The sequence below is a fragment of the Pseudoxanthomonas spadix genome (genome assembly GCF_003703395.1).
Classification (GTDB): domain Bacteria; phylum Pseudomonadota; class Gammaproteobacteria; order Xanthomonadales; family Xanthomonadaceae; genus Pseudoxanthomonas_A; species Pseudoxanthomonas_A spadix.
The window spans coordinates 248,586-268,476 of the sequence record NZ_RDQN01000002.1 but is presented as its reverse complement, the minus strand read 5'-3'; the positions used below and the strand labels follow the sequence as shown (position 1 = coordinate 268,476).

At 67.4% G+C, this 19,891-nt stretch carries 19 protein-coding genes; 10 read left to right on the top strand and 9 right to left on the bottom strand.

The genetic code is table 11. From position 1 onward, the window contains the following. Positions 1–413: 413 nt before the first annotated feature. The 9 genes from D9R12_RS03805 (at position 414) to D9R12_RS03765 (ending at position 7,786) form a co-directional block, all read left to right on the top strand. A complete protein-coding gene (locus tag D9R12_RS03805; protein ID WP_014161766.1) occupies positions 414–728 on the top strand; it encodes a hypothetical protein in 315 nt (104 codons plus the stop codon). Continuing rightward, a complete protein-coding gene (gene atpB, locus D9R12_RS03800; RefSeq protein ID WP_122228198.1) occupies positions 725–1,561 on the top strand; it encodes a F0F1 ATP synthase subunit A in 837 nt (278 codons plus the stop codon). Before D9R12_RS03805 ends, atpB begins: the two co-directional genes overlap by 4 nt. 66 nt (positions 1,562–1,627) lie before the next feature. Next, positions 1,628–1,900 carry a F0F1 ATP synthase subunit C gene (gene atpE, locus D9R12_RS03795; protein ID WP_014161764.1) on the top strand — a complete coding sequence of 91 codons (273 nt, stop codon included), beginning with the start codon at positions 1,628–1,630 and terminating at the stop codon, positions 1,898–1,900. 98 nt (positions 1,901–1,998) lie between these two features. Continuing rightward, positions 1,999–2,469, top strand: coding sequence for a F0F1 ATP synthase subunit B (locus D9R12_RS03790; RefSeq protein ID WP_014161763.1), 471 nt, complete (start codon positions 1,999–2,001; stop codon positions 2,467–2,469). Positions 2,470–2,485: 16 nt separating this feature from the next. Then, a complete protein-coding gene (locus D9R12_RS03785; RefSeq protein ID WP_122228196.1) occupies positions 2,486–3,013 on the top strand; it encodes a F0F1 ATP synthase subunit delta in 528 nt (175 codons plus the stop codon). Between the two features lie 182 nt (positions 3,014–3,195). Beyond that, positions 3,196–4,743: a F0F1 ATP synthase subunit alpha gene (gene atpA, locus D9R12_RS03780; protein ID WP_014161761.1), complete on the top strand. Its 1,548-nt coding sequence runs from the start codon at positions 3,196–3,198 to the stop codon at positions 4,741–4,743. Positions 4,744–4,852: 109 nt separating this feature from the next. After that, on the top strand, positions 4,853–5,716 hold the full coding sequence (atpG, locus tag D9R12_RS03775; protein ID WP_014161760.1) for a F0F1 ATP synthase subunit gamma: 864 nt from the start codon (positions 4,853–4,855) through the stop codon (positions 5,714–5,716). 93 nt (positions 5,717–5,809) lie between these two features. Then, entirely contained in the window at positions 5,810–7,216 is a 1,407-nt protein-coding gene (gene atpD / locus D9R12_RS03770; protein WP_122228194.1) for a F0F1 ATP synthase subunit beta, read from the top strand. A 144-nt stretch (positions 7,217–7,360) separates the two neighbouring features. Further along, on the top strand, positions 7,361–7,786 hold the full coding sequence (locus tag D9R12_RS03765; protein ID WP_014161758.1) for a F0F1 ATP synthase subunit epsilon: 426 nt from the start codon (positions 7,361–7,363) through the stop codon (positions 7,784–7,786). 166 nt (positions 7,787–7,952) lie between these two features. Here the strand turns inward: D9R12_RS03765 and D9R12_RS03760 are convergent, their stop codons facing one another. Further along, positions 7,953–8,339 carry a GtrA family protein gene (locus tag D9R12_RS03760; protein WP_014161757.1) on the bottom strand — a complete coding sequence of 129 codons (387 nt, stop codon included), beginning with the start codon at positions 8,337–8,339 and terminating at the stop codon, positions 7,953–7,955. Positions 8,340–8,452: 113 nt separating this feature from the next. On the opposite strand from D9R12_RS03760, the gene glmU reads away from it, so the two are divergent. After that, a complete protein-coding gene (glmU, locus tag D9R12_RS03755; RefSeq protein ID WP_122228192.1) occupies positions 8,453–9,835 on the top strand; it encodes a bifunctional UDP-N-acetylglucosamine diphosphorylase/glucosamine-1-phosphate N-acetyltransferase GlmU in 1,383 nt (460 codons plus the stop codon). A gap of 56 nt (positions 9,836–9,891) precedes the next feature. On the opposite strand, the gene D9R12_RS03750 is transcribed toward glmU, so the two are convergent. The 8 genes from D9R12_RS03750 to D9R12_RS03715 all read right to left on the bottom strand — a co-directional run bounded on the left by D9R12_RS03750 (position 9,892) and on the right by D9R12_RS03715 (position 19,769). Then, positions 9,892–11,217 carry a sensor histidine kinase gene (locus D9R12_RS03750; RefSeq protein ID WP_122228190.1) on the bottom strand — a complete coding sequence of 442 codons (1,326 nt, stop codon included), beginning with the start codon at positions 11,215–11,217 and terminating at the stop codon, positions 9,892–9,894. 288 nt (positions 11,218–11,505) lie between these two features. Then, a complete protein-coding gene (locus tag D9R12_RS03745) occupies positions 11,506–12,843 on the bottom strand; it encodes a sigma-54-dependent transcriptional regulator (protein WP_122228188.1) in 1,338 nt (445 codons plus the stop codon). A 19-nt stretch (positions 12,844–12,862) separates the two neighbouring features. Then, entirely contained in the window at positions 12,863–13,222 is a 360-nt protein-coding gene (locus tag D9R12_RS03740) for a hypothetical protein (protein WP_122228185.1), read from the bottom strand. Between the two features lie 235 nt (positions 13,223–13,457). Then, a complete protein-coding gene (locus D9R12_RS03735) occupies positions 13,458–14,690 on the bottom strand; it encodes an ABC transporter permease (protein ID WP_122228182.1) in 1,233 nt (410 codons plus the stop codon). 10 nt (positions 14,691–14,700) lie between these two features. Continuing rightward, positions 14,701–16,026 carry an ABC transporter permease gene (locus tag D9R12_RS03730; protein ID WP_122228179.1) on the bottom strand — a complete coding sequence of 442 codons (1,326 nt, stop codon included), beginning with the start codon at positions 16,024–16,026 and terminating at the stop codon, positions 14,701–14,703. A 104-nt stretch (positions 16,027–16,130) separates the two neighbouring features. Further along, a complete protein-coding gene (locus tag D9R12_RS03725; protein ID WP_014161750.1) occupies positions 16,131–17,366 on the bottom strand; it encodes an ABC transporter permease in 1,236 nt (411 codons plus the stop codon). Between the two features lie 231 nt (positions 17,367–17,597). Next, entirely contained in the window at positions 17,598–18,902 is a 1,305-nt protein-coding gene (locus D9R12_RS03720) for an ABC transporter permease (protein WP_122228177.1), read from the bottom strand. Positions 18,903–19,049: 147 nt separating this feature from the next. Then, on the bottom strand, positions 19,050–19,769 hold the full coding sequence (locus D9R12_RS03715; RefSeq protein ID WP_122228173.1) for an ABC transporter ATP-binding protein: 720 nt from the start codon (positions 19,767–19,769) through the stop codon (positions 19,050–19,052). Positions 19,770–19,891 lie beyond the last annotated feature (122 nt).

Below are 19,891 nucleotides of genomic sequence, written 5' to 3'. Positions count from 1 at the left end.
CGCGATGCGCCTGCCCGGCAGCGAACGAGGGCCACAAACAAGAGAAGCCCCGGCACTGACCGGGGCTTCGAAGGTCCGCGCGGCGCATCGACGAGGAAGTGGGCGCGGGCCTTGTGGTCATCGACCGCACCCTGCCGGGAAAGTTCCTGTGCCCCTGGACAGGAGAAGGTACCCGGGTAACCGATTCCACACCGATTGCGCCGCACGCCCTGCGAATCGGCGCCTTTTACAGGGCAAATCAGGCATCTGCCGGTTGTGGCTAAATTCACCGCACTGCTATACTTCGTTGGCTTGACGGGCCCACCCGCACGCCCGTCCCCGCAACCCTGCAAGGCCATCGCAACGTGCTGAACTCCGTACATACGGGTCGGCAACTGGCGCAGCGGGCGACAGCCTGGCAGGCTGCCGCCTCGGTGCTGGTCGCGCTGGCTTGGCTGGCAACCTCGCCGATCCATGCCCTGGGGGCACTGGTCGGCGGCCTGGGCATCACCGCTGGCTCCTGGGCCGCCGCGAAAGTGGCGCTGGGCGGCGGAGTCGCCCCGGCCGGTGCCGCGTTCGCGCGGTTGATGATGGGCGTGGCGATCAAGTGGGTGGTCGTGGTGTTGGTGCTGGTGGCTGCGCTGGCCGGGTTCGGACTTCCGGGCCTGGCGGTGGTCACCGGGGTTCTGGGAGCCACGCTGGGTATGGTGCTGGCCAATGTGATTCGACGGAAAGGTGCTGTTTCGTGAGTGAATCCAACAGTTCGGGCGGTCTGACCGAGTACATCAACCATCACCTGACGCACAACAGCGTGCAGCTGGTGGGCGATGGCGCGCTGGGTCGTTTCAATCTCGACAGCTGGCTCATCGCACTGGGGCTGGGCCTGGCCTTCGTGGCGTGGTTCTCGTTCTTCGCCCGCCGGGCCACGGCCGGGGTGCCCAGCAAGGGCCAGGCCTTCGTCGAGCTGGTGATGGAATTCGTCGATGGTCAGGTCAAGGACACCTTCCACGGCGACCGCCGTTCGGTGACCCCGCTGGCGCTGACCATCTTCATGTGGGTGGTCTTCATGAACGCCATGGACCTGCTGCCACTGGATCTGCCGGGCTGGCTGATCAAGACCTTCGCCGGTGAGGAGGCCATGCACCACACCTATGCGCGTCTGGTGCCGACCGCAGATCTGATGACCCCTGCGGCGCTGTCGGTCACCGTGTTCTTCATCCTGCTGGGCCATGCGATCTCGGCCAAGGGGGGATGGGGTTTCGGCAAGGAGCTGCTGAGCGCACCGTTCCACGCGCACGGCCCACTGGCCATCGTGCTGGCGCCTGTCAATCTTGTCATGAACATCATCGAGTGGCTGGTGAGGCCGATCTCGCTGGCGATGCGGTTGTTCGGCAACATGTACGGCGGCGAGCTGGTCTTCATGCTGATCGCCGGCCTGATGACCAGCTGGGTGACCCTGGTGCCCGGCGTCATCGCCAATGCCGCCTGGGGCATCTTCCACATCCTGATCATCCTGCTGCAGGCCTTCATCTTCATGATCCTCACCGTGGTCTACATCGCCGGTGCGCGTGAGAGTCACTGAATTCGCATTGCCCGTTTTTTTGCTTCACCCCTTCGTTCCAACCAACCAATCGCTGGAGAGATTTCAATGGAATTCATCGCACACGTGCAGGGCCTGACCGCCATCGCCATCGGCCTCATCATCGGCCTGGGCGCCCTGGGTGCCTGCCTGGGCATCGCCATCATGGGTTCCAAGTTTCTGGAATCTGCCGCCCGCCAGCCGGAATTGATCCCGGTGCTGCAGGGTCGCATGTTCCTGCTGGCCGGCCTGATCGACGCGGCCTTCATTATCGGTCTGGCCATCGCGCTGTTCTTCGGCATCGCCAACCCGCTGCTGTCGGCCCTGCAGTCGGCAGGCTAAGCCGTCGCGCGCGGACCGCCCCAGAGGCGGGCCGCGATGCACTGCCCGCCATGCACCCACGCATGGCGGGACGAAACGAAACCCGTTGAGGACACGTCATGAACATCAACATGACCTTCTTCGGCCAGATGCTCTCCTTCGTGATCCTGATCGTGTTCACGATGAAGTTCATCTGGCCGCCGCTGAACGCGGCGCTTGAAGAACGGCAGAAGAAGATCGCCGAAGGCCTGGCTGCTGCCGACCGCAGCCAGCGCGACCTGGCCCAGGCGCAGGAGAAGGCCAACGAGGCCCTCAAGGACGCGCGCGTCAAGGCCAACGAGATCATCGACCAGGCCCATGCCCGCGCCAACCAGATCGTGGAGGCAGCCCGCAACGAAGCCGTCGCCGAAGCGAACCGGCAGAAGGACCTGGCCCAGGAAGAGATCGCCGCCGCCGCCAACCGTGCCCGCGAGGAGCTGCGCAAGCAGGTGTCCGCGCTGGCGGTGAGTGGTGCCGAGAAGCTGCTGCACCGCGAGATCGATCCGGCCGCCCACAGGGCGCTGCTGGACGAGCTGGCGGCGCAGATCTGAATCGGATGATCCACCCATGAGCCAGTCCATCACGCTTGCCCGCCCCTACGCCCGTGCCGCGTTCGGTGCGGCCAGCGACGAACAGCAGCTGCCGGCGTGGTCGCAGGCCCTGGGCTTTTCCGCCCAGGTCGCTGCCGATCCAAGGGTTGCCGCGCTGCTGCTGAACCCGCAGCTGAGCCGCGAGCAGGCGGTGATGCTGTTGTCGCCCGAAGGCGCCGGCCAAGCATATGTGCGCTTCCTCGGCGTACTGGCCGATGCGCGTCGCCTGACCCTGTTGCCGGAGATCGCCGCGCTGTTCGAACAACTGCGCGCCGAGGCCGAGCGCGTCGTGCTGGCCACGGTCACCTCGGCCGCGGAGCTGCCGGAAGGCGAGCTGGACACGATCAAGGCAGCACTGGCCAGGCGGTTCGGCCGTGACGTGCAGGTCAGCACGGCGGTAGATGCCTCGCTGATCGGCGGCGCGATCATCAACGCCGGCGATGTGGTCATCGACGGTTCGCTCAAGGGCAAGCTGGCGCGTCTGCAGGCGGCGCTGGCGAACTGACCGGAATACGTAGGGCGGGTCTTGACCCGCCGAATGGGGTCTCGACCCGCCGAATGGGGTCTCGACCCACCGAATGGCAGGTCAAGACCCGCCGGATGACGGGTCAAGACTCCGAATGACGGGTCAAGGCCCGCCGAACGATCACGATGGCGGGTCAAGACCCGCCCTACAGGAAAACCATCATGGCCACCACGCTCAACCCCTCTGAAATCAGCGACCTCATCAAGACCCGCATCGAGCAGGTCAAGCTGGCCGCCGAAGCGCGCAACGAAGGTACGGTCACCAGTGTGGCCGACGGCATCGTGCGCATCTTCGGCCTGGCCGACGTGATGCAGGGCGAAATGATCGAGCTGCCGGGCAACACCTTCGCCCTGGCCCTGAACCTGGAGCGCGACTCGGTCGGCGCCGTGGTCCTGGGCGATTACGAGGACCTGCGCGAGGGCGACGTGGCCAAGACCACCGGCCGCATCCTGGAAGTGCCGGTGGGTCCGGAATTGCTTGGCCGGGTGGTCAATGCGCTGGGCGAGCCGATCGATGGCAAGGGCCCGATCAGTACCGCGCAGACCGCGCCGGTGGAGCGCGTGGCACCGGGCGTGATCTGGCGCAAGTCGGTCGACGAGCCGGTGCAGACCGGCTACAAGTCGGTCGACGCGATGATCCCGATCGGCCGCGGCCAGCGCGAGCTGATCATCGGCGACCGCCAGACCGGCAAGACCGCGCTGGCCATCGACGCGGTGATCAACCAGAAGGATTCGGGGATCAAGTGCGTGTATGTGGCCATCGGCCAGAAGGCCTCGACGGTGGCCAACATCGTGCGCAAGCTGGAAGAGAACGGCGCCCTGGCCCACACCATCGTGGTGGCCGCCACCGCGTCCGAGTCGGCCGCGATGCAGTACATCAGCGCCTATTCGGGCTGCACCATGGGCGAGTACTTCCTGGACCGCGGCCAGGACGCGCTGATCGTGTACGACGACCTGTCCAAGCAGGCCGTGGCCTATCGCCAGATCTCGCTGCTGCTCAAGCGTCCGCCCGGCCGCGAAGCCTACCCGGGCGACGTGTTCTACCTGCACTCGCGCCTGCTGGAGCGCGCCTGCCGGGTGTCCGAGGACTACGTGCAGAAGTTCACCGAGGGCAAGGTCACCGGCAAGACTGGTTCGCTGACCGCGCTGCCGATCATCGAAACCCAGGCCGGCGACGTCTCCGCGTTCGTGCCGACCAACGTGATCTCGATCACCGACGGCCAGATCTTCCTGGAAACCGACCTGTTCAACGCCGGCATCCGCCCGGCCGTGAACGCCGGCATCTCGGTGTCGCGCGTCGGTGGCGCCGCCCAGACCAAGATCATCAAGAAGCTCTCCGGCGGCATCCGCATCTCGCTGGCCCAGTACCGTGAGCTGGCCGCGTTCGCGCAGTTCGCCTCGGACCTGGACGAAGCCACCCGCAGGCAGCTCGAGCGCGGCCAGCGCGTGACCGAGCTGATGAAGCAGAAGCAGTACGCGCCGATGGGCATCTGCCTGCAGGCGCTGAGCATCTATGCGGTCAACGAGGGCTACCTGGACGAGGTGCCGGTCAACAAGCTGCTGTCCTTCGAAGAAGGCCTGCATGCGCACTTCGAGAACACCGCCGGCGAGCTGGTGGCCAGGGTCAACGACAGCGGCGACTGGAACGGCGAGATCGAAGCGGCCTTCAAGAAGGGCATCGAAGAGTTCAAGCAGACCGGCAGCTGGTAGAGGCGTAGGGCGGGTTTCAACCCGCCGTTGGTAAAGGCGGGGCGGGTCTCGACCCGCCTTCGGTATACATCGCAATGGCGGGTCCAGACCCGCCCTACCGAGAAAAAAAATGGCAGGCGGCAGAGAAATCAAAAACAAGATCAAGAGCGTGCAGAACACCCGCAAGGTGACCCGCGCGCTGGAGATGGTGTCGGCCGCCAAGATCCGCCGTGCGCAGGAGCGCATGAAGGTCTCGCGCCCCTACGCCCGCGCCATGCGCCAGTTGATCGGCCACCTGGCCCAGGCCAACACCGACTTCCAGCATCCCTACCTGGTCGAGCGCGAGAAGGTCGAGCGGGTCGGCTATGTGGTGATCTCTTCCGACCGCGGCCTGGCCGGCGGCCTGAACAACAACCTGTTCCGCAAGACCCTGGGCGAGATGCGCAAGTGGCAGGAGCAGGGTGCACAGATCGACGTGGTCACCATCGGCCAGAAGGCCTCGGTGTTCTTCCGCCGGCTCAAGGTCGACATGATCGGCAGCGTCAGCCACCTGGGCGATGCGCCGCATGTCGAGCAGCTGATCGGCGTGGTCAAGGTGATGCTGGACGCCTACGAGTCGGGCAAGGTCGACCGGGTGTTTCTGGTCTACAACCAGTTCGTCAACACGATGTCGCAGAAGGCCGCCTTCGACCAGCTGCTGCCGTTGCCAAAAGCCGACGAAAGCGTCGCCCAGCACGACTGGGACTACATCTACGAGCCTGACGCCAGGACCGTGCTCGAGCACGTGCTGGCGCGCTACATCGAGTCGCTGGTCTACCAGGCCGTGCTCGAGAACGTTGCATCCGAGCACGCCGCGCGCATGGTTGCCATGAAGGCGGCCAGCGACAACGCAAGCAAGCTGATCGGCACCTTGCAGTTGTCCTACAACAAGGCGCGCCAGGCGGCGATCACCCAGGAAATTTCCGAAATCGTCGGCGGCGCGGCAGCAGTCTGAGACATCCCGTAGGAGCGGCCGATGGCCGCGACCTGCAATCGCGCCCAAGCGGCGCTCCTACAACGCGATATTGAGAGTTCAGAGGACATCAACATGAGTCAGGGCAAGATCGTTCAGATCATCGGCGCCGTCGTCGACGTCGAATTCCCGCGCGGTGAGGTACCGAAGGTGTACGACGCGCTCAAGGTCGACAACACCGAAATCACCCTGGAAGTGCAGCAGCAGCTGGGCGATGGCATCGTCCGCACCATTGCGCTGGGCTCCACCGACGGGCTCAAGCGCAACCTGGTGGCCACCAACACCGGCAAGGCGATCTCCGTGCCGGTCGGCAAGGCCACGCTGGGCCGGATCATGGACGTGCTCGGCCGCCCGATCGACGAGGCCGGTCCGGTCGAAGGCACCGATACCTGGGAAATCCACCGCGCCGCGCCCTCCTACGAAGACCAGTCGTCTTCGACCGAGCTGCTGGAAACCGGCATCAAGGTGATCGACCTGATGTGCCCGTTCGCCAAGGGCGGCAAGGTCGGCCTGTTCGGCGGCGCCGGGGTCGGCAAGACCGTCAACATGATGGAACTGATCAACAACATCGCCAAGGCGCACGAAGGCCTGTCGGTGTTTGCCGGCGTGGGCGAGCGCACCCGCGAGGGCAACGACTTCTACCACGAGATGAAGGACTCCAACGTCCTGGACAAGGTCGCGATGGTCTACGGCCAGATGAACGAGCCGCCGGGCAACCGCCTGCGCGTGGCGTTGACCGGCCTGACCATGGCCGAGTACTTCCGCGACGAGAAGGACGAGAGCGGCAAGGGCCGCGACGTGCTGTTCTTCGTCGACAACATCTACCGCTACACCCTGGCCGGCACCGAAGTGTCGGCGCTGCTGGGCCGGATGCCCTCGGCGGTGGGTTACCAGCCCACGCTGGCCGAGGAGATGGGCGTGCTGCAGGAGCGCATCACCTCGACCAAGACCGGTTCGATCACCTCGATTCAGGCCGTGTACGTGCCCGCCGACGACCTGACCGACCCCTCGCCGGCGACCACCTTCGCCCACCTGGACTCCACGGTGACCCTGAGCCGCAGCATCGCCTCGCTGGGCATCTACCCGGCGGTCGATCCGCTGGATTCCACCAGCCGCCAGCTGGATCCGCTGGTGATCGGCAACGAGCACTACGACACCGCGCGCCGGGTGCAGGCCACGCTGCAGAAATACAAGGAACTGAAGGACATCATCGCGATCCTGGGCATGGACGAGCTGTCCGAAGAGGACAAGCAGGCCGTCTCGCGCGCGCGCAAGATCGAGCGCTTCTTCAGCCAGCCCTTCCACGTGGCCGAAGTGTTCACCGGCGCCCCGGGCAAGTACGTGTCGCTGAAGGACACCATCCGTGGCTTCAAGGGCATCCTGGACGGTGAGTTCGACCACCTGCCCGAGCAGGCCTTCTACATGGTCGGCAGCATCGAGGAGGCCGTGGAAAAGGCCAAGACACTGGCCGCCAAGGCGTAAGTTGTAGGGCGGGTCTCGACCCGCCGCTGCATCATCAATCGGCGGGTCAAGACCCGCCCTACGTCACCAATCGGCGGGGCTTGACCTGCCATTGCGTTACCAATCGGCGGGTCAAGACCCGCCCTACGTGGGAATGAGTCGACCATGGCAAGCACCATCCGTTGCGACATCGTCAGTGCCGAGCAGGAGATCTACCACGGTGAGGCGACCCTGGTGGTGGCCACCGGCGAGCTGGGCGAGCTGGGCATCGCGCCCAGGCATGCGCCACTGATCACCCGGCTCAAGGCCGGCAAGGTCGTGGTGACCACGCCCTCGGGCGAGCAGCTGGACTTCGCCATCTCCGGCGGCATCCTGGAAGTGCAGCCGCAGGTGGTGACCGTGCTGACCGACACCGCGATTCGCGCGCAGGACATCGACGAGGCCGCGGTCAAGGCCGCCAAGGAAGAGGCCGAGCGTGTCATTGCCAACCGCGGCGAGACCGAGGACCTGGAGGCGGCCCAGCGCAAGCTGATGGAAGCCATCGTCCAGCTGCAGGCGCTGGAGCGCCTGCGCAGGACGCTCAAGCACTGAGGGCCGCGCCCGGCGGTGCCTGGCCGCCAAGCGGGAACACGACGACGCCGGCGTCGTTCGCTTGGGAAGCGACTGCAAGCGGGCATCTTCCCGCGTCCGGCTTTGCCCCCTCTCCCCCACGTGTGGGGGAGAGGGGGCAACAAGCCTCGTTAACGGCTCGACCGGGTCACCGGTAGATCACGTAGCGCCCGGCCAGGAAGGTCAATACCGCCAGCCCGCCTTCGACCAGCGGCTTGGCCAGCCAGGCCAGGCGCAGGCCCAGGTGATGCTCGACCAGCACGATCAGCCAGGTGCTGAGCAGGGTCGCGGGGAGCCAGACCGCAAGGAATTTCCAGAACCGCGGCCAGCCCAGCCTCGCGCCGTCCTCGCGCGAGGCGAAGGTATAACGGCCGTTGAGCCAGAACCCCAGCATCGCCCCGGCCACCCGGCCGCACAGGTTGGCCGGCACCGCGTCCACGCCCAGCGCGCTCAAGGCCACGAACACGCTCCAGTCCAGCAGCAGCTGCAGGCCGCCGACGATGACGAAGGCACGGCTTTGGCGGATCAGGGACATGGGCGCTGCGGCGATGGCATGCGCGCCATGCTACCGGGCGTGGCGTCGGCATGATGGTTGGATGCGTGCGGTGCTCTAAACTTCCGCGGTCCTCATGCCGCCGGTTCCCCGCCATGTCCCTGCCCCTGCACGTGATCATCCTTGCCGCCGGCGAAGGCAAGCGGATGAAGTCCGCGCGGCCCAAGGTGCTTCAGCCGATCGCCGGGCGGCCGATGCTGGCGCACGTGCTCCAGGCCGCGCGCGCCCTGGGTCCGGCTGCCATCCACGTGGTCTACGGCCATGGCGGCCAGCAGGTGCGCGAGGCCTTTGCCGACCAGCCCGACCTGATCTGGGCCGAGCAGGCCCAGCGCCTGGGCACCGGCCACGCGGTCCAGCAGGCGATGGAGAACATCCCCGATGCGGCCACCGTGCTGGTGTTGTACGGCGACGTGCCGCTGATCCGTCCGCAGACCTTGCTGCGGCTGCTGCATGCGCCCGGCCGCCTGGCCGTGCTGGTCGCCGAGCCCGACGATCCGAGCGGCTACGGCCGGGTGCTGCGCGATGCGGCCGGCAAGGTCGGCGCCATCGTCGAGCACAAGGACGCCGACGATGAGCAGCGCCACATCCACACCATCAACACCGGCATCATCACCGCCGAGTCGACCGCGCTGCGTCGCTGGCTGGCGCAGCTGTCCAGCGACAACGTGCAGGGCGAGTACTACCTGACCGACATCTTCGCCATGGCCGCGGCCGAATTCAGCCCGGCCGAGATGGTGCTGGTCGCCGATCCACTGGAGGCCGAGGGCGCCAACGATCCGTGGCAGCTGGCCCAGCTGGAGCGCACCTGGCAACTGCGCCAGGCCAGGGCGCTGTGCGCGGCCGGTGCGCGTTTGATCGACCCGGCGCGGGTGGACCAGCGCGGCAGCGTGCGCGTGGGCCAGGACGTGCAGATCGATGTCGACGTCGTGCTTGAAGGTCAGGTCGAACTGGGCGACGGGGTGCAGATCGGCCCGTTCGTGCGCCTGAAGGACGTCAAGCTCGGTCCCGGAACCGAGGTACGCGCCCATTGCGACCTGGAAGGCGTGGTCACCGAGGGCGCGGTGCAGATCGGCCCGTTCGCGCGCCTGCGCCCGGGTACGGTGCTGGCCGACGGCGTGCACATTGGCAATTTCGTGGAGACCAAGAACGCGGTGCTGGGCGTGGGCACCAAGGCCAATCACCTGAGCTATCTGGGCGATGCGGTGATCGGCAGCCGCACCAACATCGGCGCCGGCACCATCACCTGCAACTACGACGGGGTGAACAAGTTCACCACCACCATTGGCGACAACGTGTTCGTCGGCAGCAATGCATCGCTGGTGGCGCCGGTGACCATCGGCGATGGCGCCACCCTGGGGGCCGGTTCGGTGATCACCCGCAATGCGCCGGCCGGCGAGTTGACCCTGGCGCGGGCGCGTCAGGTCACACTGGAAGACTGGCAGCGGCCTTCGAAGGCAGGCGTCAAGCGCGAGAAGTGACCGCGCTTTTGCTGTTGCCCGTGCGCATCTGACCTGTCCTCCACGGGTTGCTCGCTTCAGCTCCCCGGCAGGTGCAGGGTCACGCACAGGCCGCCGCCTTCGCGGTTGTGCAGGGCGATGCGGCCATCGTGGGCCTCGATGATCTCGCGGGTCAGTGCCAGGCCCAGGCCGGTGCCGTTGCGCTTGGTCGAATAGAACGGCACCAGCGCGTTCTGCAGCACCGCCTGGTTCATGCCGGCGCCGCGGTCGAGCACCTCGATGCGCACCTGGCCGTGCAGGGGCAGCACCCTGACCGTCACCTGCGCCGGGTCGCCGCCGGATTCGTGCGCGTTCTTGACCAGGTTCAGCAGCGCCTGGCCGAACTGCGCCGGGTCGATGCGGCTGTGCGTGTCCTGGGCCTGGCCTTCGATGGTGAAGCCGATCTGCTGCTGCAGCCCGCGCAGGAACCCGGCCCACTCGACGGCCTGCTTCTGCGGCTGCGGCAGCTTGGCAAAGCGCGCATAGCCGCGGATGAACTCCTCCAGGTGGCGTGCGCGTTCCTCGATGGTGGCAAACACGTGCTCGAGCGGGTCGTGGCGCCCGCGCCGGACCAGTTCGCCGCCGGAATGGGCCAGTGAGGCGATCGGCGCCAGCGCGTTGTTGAGCTCGTGGCTGATCACCCGGATGACCTTCTTCCAGGTCTGCACTTCCTGGCGGCGCAGCTCGCTGGTCAGTCGCCACAGCTGCAGCAGCTCCTGTGGGCGGCCGTTGAGCTGGAAGCGCCGCCGCGCCAGGTGGTAGATCTGTTCCTCGCCACCTTCCTCGCCGGAGGGCACGGCGAACAGGCTGTCGCCACCGCGCTCCAGCGCCTCCACCAGCTCGGGCTGGGCCTGCTGCAGCAGCGATTCCAAGCGCTGGCCGTCCATGCGCTTGCCGCCGTGGAGCAAGGCACGTGCGGCCAGGTTGGCGAACACCACGCGCAGGCCGCCATCGCCGCCGGGCGCCAGCAGCAGCATCGCCACCGGCGAGTGCTGGACCATGCTGTCCAGCAGCAGTTCGCGCTGGGCCAGGCCCTGGCGCTGGTCGCGCAGCACCTGGCCCAGCTGTTCGTGGGAGACCACCAGATCGTGCAATTCGTCGTTGCCGTCCCAGTGCACGCCGAAGTTGAACTCGCCGTCGCGATAGCTGTTGACCGCCCCGGACAGGGCACGGAACAGCGAGTTCAACGGCGCCACCGCCTGGCGCAGCACCCACACCGCCAGCGGCAGCAGGATCAGCGCGGCGATCACCCCGGACAGCCAGACATCGTCCAGCCAGGCCTGCAGCGCCAGCGGCAGGGCGATGGCGACCACACCCAGCGGCACCAGCCACAGCAGCAGCCGCCCGGCGAGCGAGCGCTTCAACGCGGCGGGCCGTGGGCGTTCATGCCGCAGATGCCGACGGGGCCGCCGTCCGCATGCTTTGCTTCCTCTCCTCCGCCCGTGGGGGCGACGGGGGCGAAATGCCTTGCTCCCTCTCCTCCGCCCGTGGGGCGACGAGGGCGAAATGCCTTGCTCCCTCTCCTCCCGCTTGCGGGGGAGAGGGCCGGGGTGAGGGGGGCGAGCGAAGCGAGCGCGGCAAGCCACCAAGCCCCGGCCTGCGCGGAAGGGCCGGGGACCGCAAATGCCTCAAACGGCAATGCGCCGGCGGGTTCATGACGACTTGATTCCGTGCCGATCCATGCGCCGGTACAGCGCCTGGCGGCTCAGGCCCAGCTCGGCCGCGGCCTGGGCGATGACGCCGCCGGCGCGGGCCAGGGCCGCTTCGATCTGCGCCCGGTCCGGCTCCTGCACCGGCGCGTGCATGCGCAAGGCAGGCGCGTTGGCCGGCAACTGCAGGTCGGCGGCCTCGATGTGCGCCCCGCTGCCGAGCAGGCCGGCGCGCTGGATCACGTTGCGCAGCTCGCGCACGTTGCCCGGCCAGCCGTGGCGCAGCAGCGCGGCGCGCGCGCCTTCGGCGAGCGGCTTGTCGGCAAAGTGCGCGGCCAGCGGCAGGATGTCGCCCGGGCGTTCGGCCAGCGGCGGCACGGCCAGTTCGATCGCGTTGAGGCGGTAATAGAGGTCTTCACGGAAGCTGCCTTCGCGGATCATCGTGGCCAGGTCGGCATTGGTGGCGCTGATCACCCGCACCCGCACGCTGCGCTCGCGGTTGGAGCCCAGGCGCTCGAAGCGGCCGGTCTCCAGCACGCGCAGCAGCTTCATCTGCCCGGCCAGCGGCAGGTTGCCGATTTCGTCCAGGAACAGCGTGCCACCGTCGGCCGCCTCGAACTTGCCTTCGCGTGCCTTGTTGGCGCCGGTGTAGGCCCCGGCATCGGCGCCGAACAGTTCGGCCTCGATCAGCTCGCTGGGCAGCGCCCCGCAGTTGAGCGTGACGAACGCGCCGTGGCGCACCGAGGAATTGGCCTGCACGATCTGCGCGATCTTCTCCTTGCCGCTGCCGTTGGGCCCGGTGATCAGCACCGGCAGGTCGCTGCGCGCGACCTGGCAGGCCAGGGCCAGCACCCGTTCGCTGGCCGGGTCGTCGAACACCACCCCGCGCAGGTCGTACCTGGCCTCCAGCTGGCTGCGCTGCAGCCGGTCGCGCGCGCGCCGGCGATCCAGCTCCGCACGCGCTTCGGACAGCTCCAGCAGCGTGTTGACCGTGGCCAGCAGGCGGCGGTCATCCCACGGCTTGCCCAGGTAATCGGCCGCGCCGGCCTTGACCAGTTCCACCGCCGCTTCCAGGTGCGTCCAGGCGGTCAGCAGCACCACCGGCAGGTCCGGATGGCGCGCGCGGATCTGCGCAAACAGCGCCCGGCCTTCCTCGCCGCTGGTGGTATCGGCGGAGAAGTTCATGTCCTGGATCACCAGGTCGATGCCGCCGCGGTCCAGCATCGCCAATCCGGCCTCCGGGTCGGCCGCGTGCACGGTGTCGATCTCGTGCAGCGAGAACAGCACGTCCAGCGCTGTGGCGACAGCGGGGTTGTCGTCGATGATCAGCAGGGTGGGCATGGCAACGGGTGTGTGCCGGTTACTGGTGGATGGCCTTGGCGGTGGCGCCGCCCTGGGTGAGCAGCAGATGGCTGACTCGGTCGGCCGCGTCGAACACGAATTCCACGTGCCCCTGCATGCCGCGCAGGTGGAAGGTGGTCTCCGAATCGGGCACCAGCTCGGCCGCGGCGCCGCCTTCGGGCTGCAGCTTCAACACCGTGCCCTCGCGCCAGACCTTGAAGGCCAGGCCGTCGACGGTGAGATAGCGGCCCGCGTAGCCATCCAGGGTCTCCTGCGAGACCAGCACACCATCGGCCGCCTGCCAGGCCAGCGCGCAGGGCGCGGACGCGGCCAGCGACACGGCCAGGGCAAGCAACAGGCGTTTCGGATTGGCAAGCATGAGGGGAGACCTTCAGGATTCATGGAAGCGGTTGGAACAGCATAGCGGTCTGGCTGGGGCGTCATGCCGGCATCGGCGTGCCCGGGAGCGCCCACGCCGCTGGCGTGGGCGGGTGCCAAGCAGTCCCGTAGGGCGGGTCTTGACCCGCCATTGCTTTCCGATGATCCATATGGCGGGTCAAGACCCGCCCTACGGGACTCGCTCATCCGAAAGCCATGGCGGGTCAAGACCCGCCCTACGCGCCGCGCGTGGCGATGGCCGGTTCGATTGCCGCGGCGCGGCGGGCGGGCCAGAACACGGCGAACTGGCCCAGGGCCCATAGCAGGGCAGCGCCGATGGGCAGATAGCCAAGCGGAAGGCGGGGCAGGGCGTAGTGCGCCATCAGCAGCTGGTTGGTGCCATAGGCAAGGCCCATGCCCAGCACCAGCCCGGCGCTGACCAGCAGGAAATTCTCCAGCAGGAAGTCGCGCAGGATCTGCCCGCGCGTGGCGCCCAATGCGCGGCGCACGCCGATCTGGCGGGTGCGCTGGGCGATCCAGTAACCGGTCAGGCTGGCGATGCCGATGGCGGTGATCGTGGCGACCACCAGGTTGACCACCGCCAGCAGCCAGACGCTGGCGCGGCGGCTTTTGAAGCCAAGCGCGCGCAGGTCTTCGTAAGTTGCGACCGCCGGTTCGATGCCGCGCATGATGCGCTGTCCAAAACTGCGCTTGAGCACGTCGGGAATGGCTTGCTTCACCGACTCGCGTCGGTCTGGGTCGGTGCGCAGCACGTAGCTCAGGATCGGCGTGCCCGCATCGTGCGTGGGAACCAGCATCGAATACTCGGATTTTCCATCGTCCAACTCGCTCATCTGATAACGCAGCAGATGGCGCACGATGCCCACGACCCGATAGCCAGAGCTGTCGCCGTCTGGATCGGACAGCACGCTGCCCAGCGCGCCCCCGTCGGGAAACAGCCTGTCGGCCAGGGCGCGGGTCATGATCACCGGCATGGGCGGCGCGTTGTCCTTGTCGCCGCCGAAGATGTCCACGCCCTCTTCCGCCGTGAAATCTCGGCCCGCCTCCAGCTGCAGGCCCAGCGCCTGGATCAGATGGTCGCCTGCGAAGCCGCTGGCGATCAACGAAACACCTGTCGGCCCTTCCAGCGAAAACGCCAGGTTGAAGGTCTGCCGCATCGGCACGCCCAGCGACTGCGACACCACGCGAACGCCGGGGATGGACGCCAGGGCCATGCGAGCTGCGCGCACGTCGGTGGATTTCCAGTTGCCTTCGGTGCTCACGACCTGGTCGACCACCAGCACCTCATCGCGCACGATGCCGTCAGGCACCAGCATCGGCGCCAGGCGCTGGCCAAGCAGGAACAGGGTGTTGCCCAGGATCGCGCAGGTCAGCGCGACCTGGGCGATGAGCAGGATCGGCATCATGCGCTGGCGGCGCACGCTGGAGGCGATGTGCTTGATCGACATCCGGGTCTCCTTAAAGGGTCTTGACCTGCAGCGCAGGCTGCATGCGTGTGGCGCGCCAGGCGGGAACCAACCCGACCACGATGCCGGTGCACAGCGCCAGCAGCACCAGCACGGCGAACAGGCCGGGTTTGAACTGCGCCATCGACGCGTACTGCTGCGCCTGCTGGCGCACCAGCCACAGGCCGCCCAGGGTGAGTGGCAGCGCGAGCACGCCGCCGAGCAGGCCGGCGGCACTGGATTCGACCAGGCAGGCGATGAAGATGGCCCGGCGCGGCGCGCCCAGCACGCGCCGCACACCCAGTTCGGTCGAGCGACCCAGAAAACGCGCCGCCAGCAAGCCGGCGACGTTGACCAGGCACAGCGCCAGCAGACCCAATGCCAGCCATAGGTTCAGGCGCACGTCGGGCGGCACCACGCGGTTGGCTTCCAGCCAGTCCTGCACGCTGTACAGATCCGTGTGCGCCGGCCGCGGGAACGCACCGGCCGCATGGCGATCCTGCGCGTAATGCAGCAGGGCGGTGCGATAGTCCTGGACCTGGTGCGGGGTCTGCAGCTCGGCCCACAGCGCCAGCCAACGGCAGGCGTTCTGGTCGACGGAGTTGAACTGATAGCCGTCGGTGGCGCCCTGGTCACAGCTGCGCTCGCTGATCAGCGGGGTCTTGGCCTCCAGCACGGCCTGCGCAGGCACCAGCACTTCCTCGCCGACCGCGCTCCAGCCCGGGTTGCCGGGCTGCATGAAGTAGAAGCGCGGGCGTGGCTGCCAGGGGGCGAGGACGCCGATCACCTGGAACAGGTCCTGCCCCAGCCGCACCTGCCTGCCGACGGCATCCTCGGTGTCGAACAGGCGCAGGCTGGTCTTGCGGCCCAGCACGATCACGCGCGCGCGGCTGCGTTCTTCGCGCGGGGTCCAGAACCGGCCGTGCAGCAGCGGCGCGCCGAACATCGCGCCGAACGGTCCGATCGCCGCGATGCCGTTGACCGAGTCGGCCGTCTTGCGCCCGTCCGCGCTGGCGAGGTTGAAGAACGAGCTGACCACTGCTGTTTGCCTGATCTGGGGCCGTGCGGCGATCAACGCCTCCACATCGCGGGTTTTCCAAAGATATTCGGGATCTCCCGCGCTCGGGTCCGCCGTGCCTTTCGCCGCCTCGCGCGAATCCACCCAGCCCAGGTACAGCTGCTGGCTCAAGCCCGGCAGCGGATCGGCCGAGAGCATCGCCAGCAGGCTGAGCATGGTCATCACCGAGGCCAGGCCCAGGGCCAGGGTGAGAATCGACAGGACCATGGTGCGGGGGTGGCGGCGCAGGCCGCGCAGTCCGGTTTCGAGGGCGTAGTTCATCGGGTGTTCGTAGGGCGGGTCTCGACCCGCCATGGCTGTACCGTAGGGCGGGTCTCGACCCGCCTTGTGACTCATCCGAAAGCCATGGCGGGTCAAGACCCGCCCTACGCAGACCGCGTGGCGATCGCCGGTGGCACGTTCGCGGCGCGGCGCGCGGGCCACAGCACCGCGATCTGGCCCAGCGCCCACAGCAGCACCGCGCCCACCGGCAGATACACCAGCGGCAGGCGCGGCAGTTCGTACCGGCTCATCAGCAGCTGGTTGATGGCATAGGCCAGGCCCATGCCCAGCACGATCCCGGCGCTGACCAACAGGAAGTTCTCGGTCTGGAAGTAGCGCAGGATCTGGCCGCGCGTGGCCCCCAGGGCGCGGCGCACGCCGATCTGGCGGGTGCGCTGGGCCACCCAGAAACTGGCCAGACCGATGATGCCCAGCGCGGTCACCAGCAGCAGCGCCAGGCACAGGGTGATCAGCAGACCCATCATGTCGCGGTCGTTGCTGAAGTAGTCGCTGCGCCAGTCGTCGAAGGTCTTCTGGGCCATGACCAGGCGGTTGGGATCGACCCGGTTCAGCGCATCGACCGCATCGTGCAGGACCCGCCCGCGTTGGGCGGGGTCGCCGACGCGCAGGACGTAGAAGCCGCCGTTGGTGTAGTTCTGACGCAACGGCATCAGCATCGAATAGCTGGTGTCGCCGTCAAAGCTATTGGGACGACGCAGCCGTTGGACCACACCGACAATGGTCAGCGGGATGTTGGCCATGTACACCGGTTTGCCCACGGCCGACTGACCGGGGTACAGCTTCTGGGCCGCTTCGCGACTGACGATCAGCGCCATGGTGCGCAGCGGCACGTTGCTGTTGCCGTTCAACTGGGTTATCAGTTCGGACCAGTTGAGGTATTCATCGGGCTGGAAGTCGCGGCCGGCGATCACGTTGAGGCCCAGCGTGCGCACCGTACCTTCGTCACCGGTGTACATCGCCGCGCTCAGGGTCGGGATCTTCTGGTCGGGCATGATTGTCAGCGATGAATTATTGGACCCGCGCCGGAATGGCAGCTGGTTGACCATCGCCACGTTGGTCACACCCGGTACGGCGCGCAGGGCGGCCAGGTCTTCCTGGGTGATGACATCGGGATTGGTCTGCTTGCCCACGCCGCTCAGGGAAACGGTGACCAGCTCGTGCTCGGCGACGCCGCTGGTCTCCTGGAGATTTTCCCAGCGCTGGGACACGATGAACAGCGCGTTGCAGATGATCGCGCAGGCCAGCGCGATCTCCACGACGATCAGCGCCGCAGCGGTCTTGTGGCGTCGCAGGGTGGACAGGATCGGACGGATTTCCATGGGCAACTCCGTGAAGCTTTGAGCCCCTCGTCCTTGAGAGGCGTTGGGGTACGGGTTCGGCACCGAAGTGGTGGGTCGGATGGAGCAAGCCAGCTTTTGCTCCCTCCCTTTGGCCATCGGCCAAGGGGAGGGCTGGGGAGGGGTTGCTTCTGGCATGCCCTGGCCTGCACAGCCAAACGCACCCCCTCCCGACCTCCCCCTTCGCGCTGCGCGCGAAAGGGGAGGGGAATGTCACTGCGTTTTCAGTTGCACCGCCGGAGTGATCTGCATGGCCCGCCACGCCGGCAGCAGGCCGGCCAGCAGGCTGGCGCACACCGCCAGCATGAAGGTCAGCAACAGCATCGACCCGTCCAGCTGTGCCAGCGCGGCATAGCCGGTCGGGCGATGGCGGACCGTCCACAGCCCCAGCTCGGCCAGCCCCAGGCCCAACACTCCACCGGCCAGGCCGATGCTGCCTGCCTCGACCAGGCACTGCTTGAAGATTTCGGCGCGGCTGGCGCCCAGCGCGCGGCGCACGCCGATCTCGCCGCTGCGGCGCAGGAACTTGGCCAGCAGCAGGCCGACCGTGTTGACCAGGCACACCAGCAAAAAGCCCATCGCCAGCCACAGCTGCAGGCGCACGTCGCCGGGCACCGCGTCGTTGTATTCCAGCCAGTCCATGACGTTGCGCAGGCGCGTGTTGGGCGGGCGCTGGTAGCGACCGGCCTCTTTCTGCTGCTGCGAATAGCGATCCAGGTAGGCCTTGTAGTCGCCGGCCCTGGACGCACTGTCCAGCTCTACCCAGTACTGGGCCCAGGCGCATGGCGCTTCACGGGCAGTGCCGTCGACGGTGGCGGTGTCGCCGTAGCAGTTCATGCTGCCGTTGCGTTCCTGTTCCAGGCCGATGGCGGTCTGGAACGGCTCGAACACCTGCTCCTCGGTGTCGTAGGTGCCGATGTCGGGGTCATAGAACAGCGGCTTGGGCTTCCAGTCGTTGATCACGCCCACGATCTGGAAATCATGGCCATCGATGCGCAGGGTCCTGCCGGTGCTGTCGGCGCCGTTGAACAGCTTGTCGTTGAGCGTCCTGGCGATCACCGCCACGCGTGCCTGGCCGGCATCTTCGTTGGCCGACCAACCGTGGCCGAACAGGAAGGGCACCTCGAACATCGCGAAGAAATCGGCCGAGGTGTAGCGCGCATCCAGCATGAAAGGCCGCAGTGCGCCGCCGGCCGGTTCGACCGTGACGCTGCCGCCGCTCATCAGCGCCTGGCGCTTGCCCTGCTTCTGCAGCAGCAGGGTCTCGCCGTCGTAGCGGTTAAGGTCCCGCTGCGGCTCCTCGCCGGGTGTATAGCCGTCGATCCCTTCCGGATCCAGCTGCACGCGGAACAGCCGCTCGCTCTTGGCCGGGATCGGATCGCCCGACAGCACGTGGAACACCGTCAGCGTGGTCATCGAGGCGCCGATGCCCAGCGCGATGGCCAGCACCATCAGCGCGGTCAGCACCTTGTTGCGTTTGAAGCTGCGTAACGCAAGGTTGCAGTAGTAGGTGAACATGGCGATCTCGTAGGGCGGGTCTTGACCCGCCAAGGGCTTGTGTGGGGCGGGTCTCGACCCGCCGGGGGGCTGGCGTGGCGCGGTGCACGAGGCGGGGCGAGATTCCCGGATGGCGGGTTGAGGGCGAAAGGCGGGTCGAGACCCGCCCTACGCCTGTGCGGAGAGGTCTGGTGCAGCCGAGGCCATCAGCCCCGCTTCGCGCACCAGGTCGGTGGCCTGGCCGTCGACGATGTGCACGTTGCGCTGGGCGCGGGCGGCCAGTTCCGGGTCGTGGGTGACCATGACGATGGTGCTGCCGGCGGCGTTGATCTCCTCCAGCAGTTCCAGCACGCCGCGGGCCATCTGGGTGTCCAGGTTGCCGGTCGGTTCGTCGGCCAGCAGCAGGCGCGGGCTGCCGGCCAGGGCACGGGCGATGGCCGCGCGCTGCTGCTGGCCGCCGGAGAGTTCGGCCGGGTAGTGCTTCATGCGCGAGCCCAGGCCCACGCGCTCCAGCGATTGGGTGATGCGGGCCTTGCGCTCGGCCGCGGCCATGCCGCGGTAGCGCAGCGGCACATCGACGTTGTCGAACAGGTTCAGGTCCGGGATCAGGTTGAAGCTCTGGAAGATGAAGCCGATCTTCTGGTTGCGCAGCTTGCTGCGGGCGTTGTCCGACAGGTGCGACACGTCCTCGCCATCGAGCCTGTAGCTGCCCGAGGTGAAGGTCTCCAGCAGTCCTGCGATGTTGAGGAAGGTGGTCTTGCCTGAGCCTGAGGGGCCGGTGACGGCGACGAACTCGCCCTCCTTGACGTGCAGGTCCAGCGAGCGCAGGGCATGGGTCTGCACCTGCTCGGTGCGGAAGACCTTGGAGACGGCGTGCATGTCGAGCATGGCGGATTCCTTGATGGCTGGAGGGGCGGCATATTTTTTTTGTCGGGACCCGGGACCCGGGACCCGGAAAGCAAAACACAAGGTCGGAACCGGGCATTCCCGATCTACGGTCTTCGGGTCCC

Excerpts from the sequence above, each read along its gene's own strand:
- atpE (WP_014161764.1), top strand. The coding sequence starts at position 1,628 with ATGGAATTCATCGCACACGTGCAGGGCCTGACCGCCATCGCCATCGGC.
- D9R12_RS03790 (WP_014161763.1), top strand. The coding sequence starts at position 1,999 with ATGAACATCAACATGACCTTCTTCGGCCAGATGCTCTCCTTCGTGATC.
- D9R12_RS03785 (WP_122228196.1), top strand. The coding sequence starts at position 2,486 with ATGAGCCAGTCCATCACGCTTGCCCGCCCCTACGCCCGTGCCGCGTTC.
- atpA (WP_014161761.1), top strand. The coding sequence starts at position 3,196 with ATGGCCACCACGCTCAACCCCTCTGAAATCAGCGACCTCATCAAGACC.
- atpG (WP_014161760.1), top strand. The coding sequence starts at position 4,853 with ATGGCAGGCGGCAGAGAAATCAAAAACAAGATCAAGAGCGTGCAGAAC.
- atpD (WP_122228194.1), top strand. The coding sequence starts at position 5,810 with ATGAGTCAGGGCAAGATCGTTCAGATCATCGGCGCCGTCGTCGACGTC.
- D9R12_RS03765 (WP_014161758.1), top strand. The coding sequence starts at position 7,361 with ATGGCAAGCACCATCCGTTGCGACATCGTCAGTGCCGAGCAGGAGATC.
- D9R12_RS03760 (WP_014161757.1), bottom strand. The coding sequence starts at position 8,339 with ATGTCCCTGATCCGCCAAAGCCGTGCCTTCGTCATCGTCGGCGGCCTG.
- glmU (WP_122228192.1), top strand. The coding sequence starts at position 8,453 with ATGTCCCTGCCCCTGCACGTGATCATCCTTGCCGCCGGCGAAGGCAAG.
- D9R12_RS03745 (WP_122228188.1), bottom strand. The coding sequence starts at position 12,843 with ATGCCCACCCTGCTGATCATCGACGACAACCCCGCTGTCGCCACAGCG.
- D9R12_RS03740 (WP_122228185.1), bottom strand. The coding sequence starts at position 13,222 with ATGCTTGCCAATCCGAAACGCCTGTTGCTTGCCCTGGCCGTGTCGCTG.
- D9R12_RS03735 (WP_122228182.1), bottom strand. The coding sequence starts at position 14,690 with ATGTCGATCAAGCACATCGCCTCCAGCGTGCGCCGCCAGCGCATGATG.
- D9R12_RS03730 (WP_122228179.1), bottom strand. The coding sequence starts at position 16,026 with ATGAACTACGCCCTCGAAACCGGACTGCGCGGCCTGCGCCGCCACCCC.
- D9R12_RS03725 (WP_014161750.1), bottom strand. The coding sequence starts at position 17,366 with ATGGAAATCCGTCCGATCCTGTCCACCCTGCGACGCCACAAGACCGCT.
- D9R12_RS03720 (WP_122228177.1), bottom strand. The coding sequence starts at position 18,902 with ATGTTCACCTACTACTGCAACCTTGCGTTACGCAGCTTCAAACGCAAC.
- D9R12_RS03715 (WP_122228173.1), bottom strand. The coding sequence starts at position 19,769 with ATGCTCGACATGCACGCCGTCTCCAAGGTCTTCCGCACCGAGCAGGTG.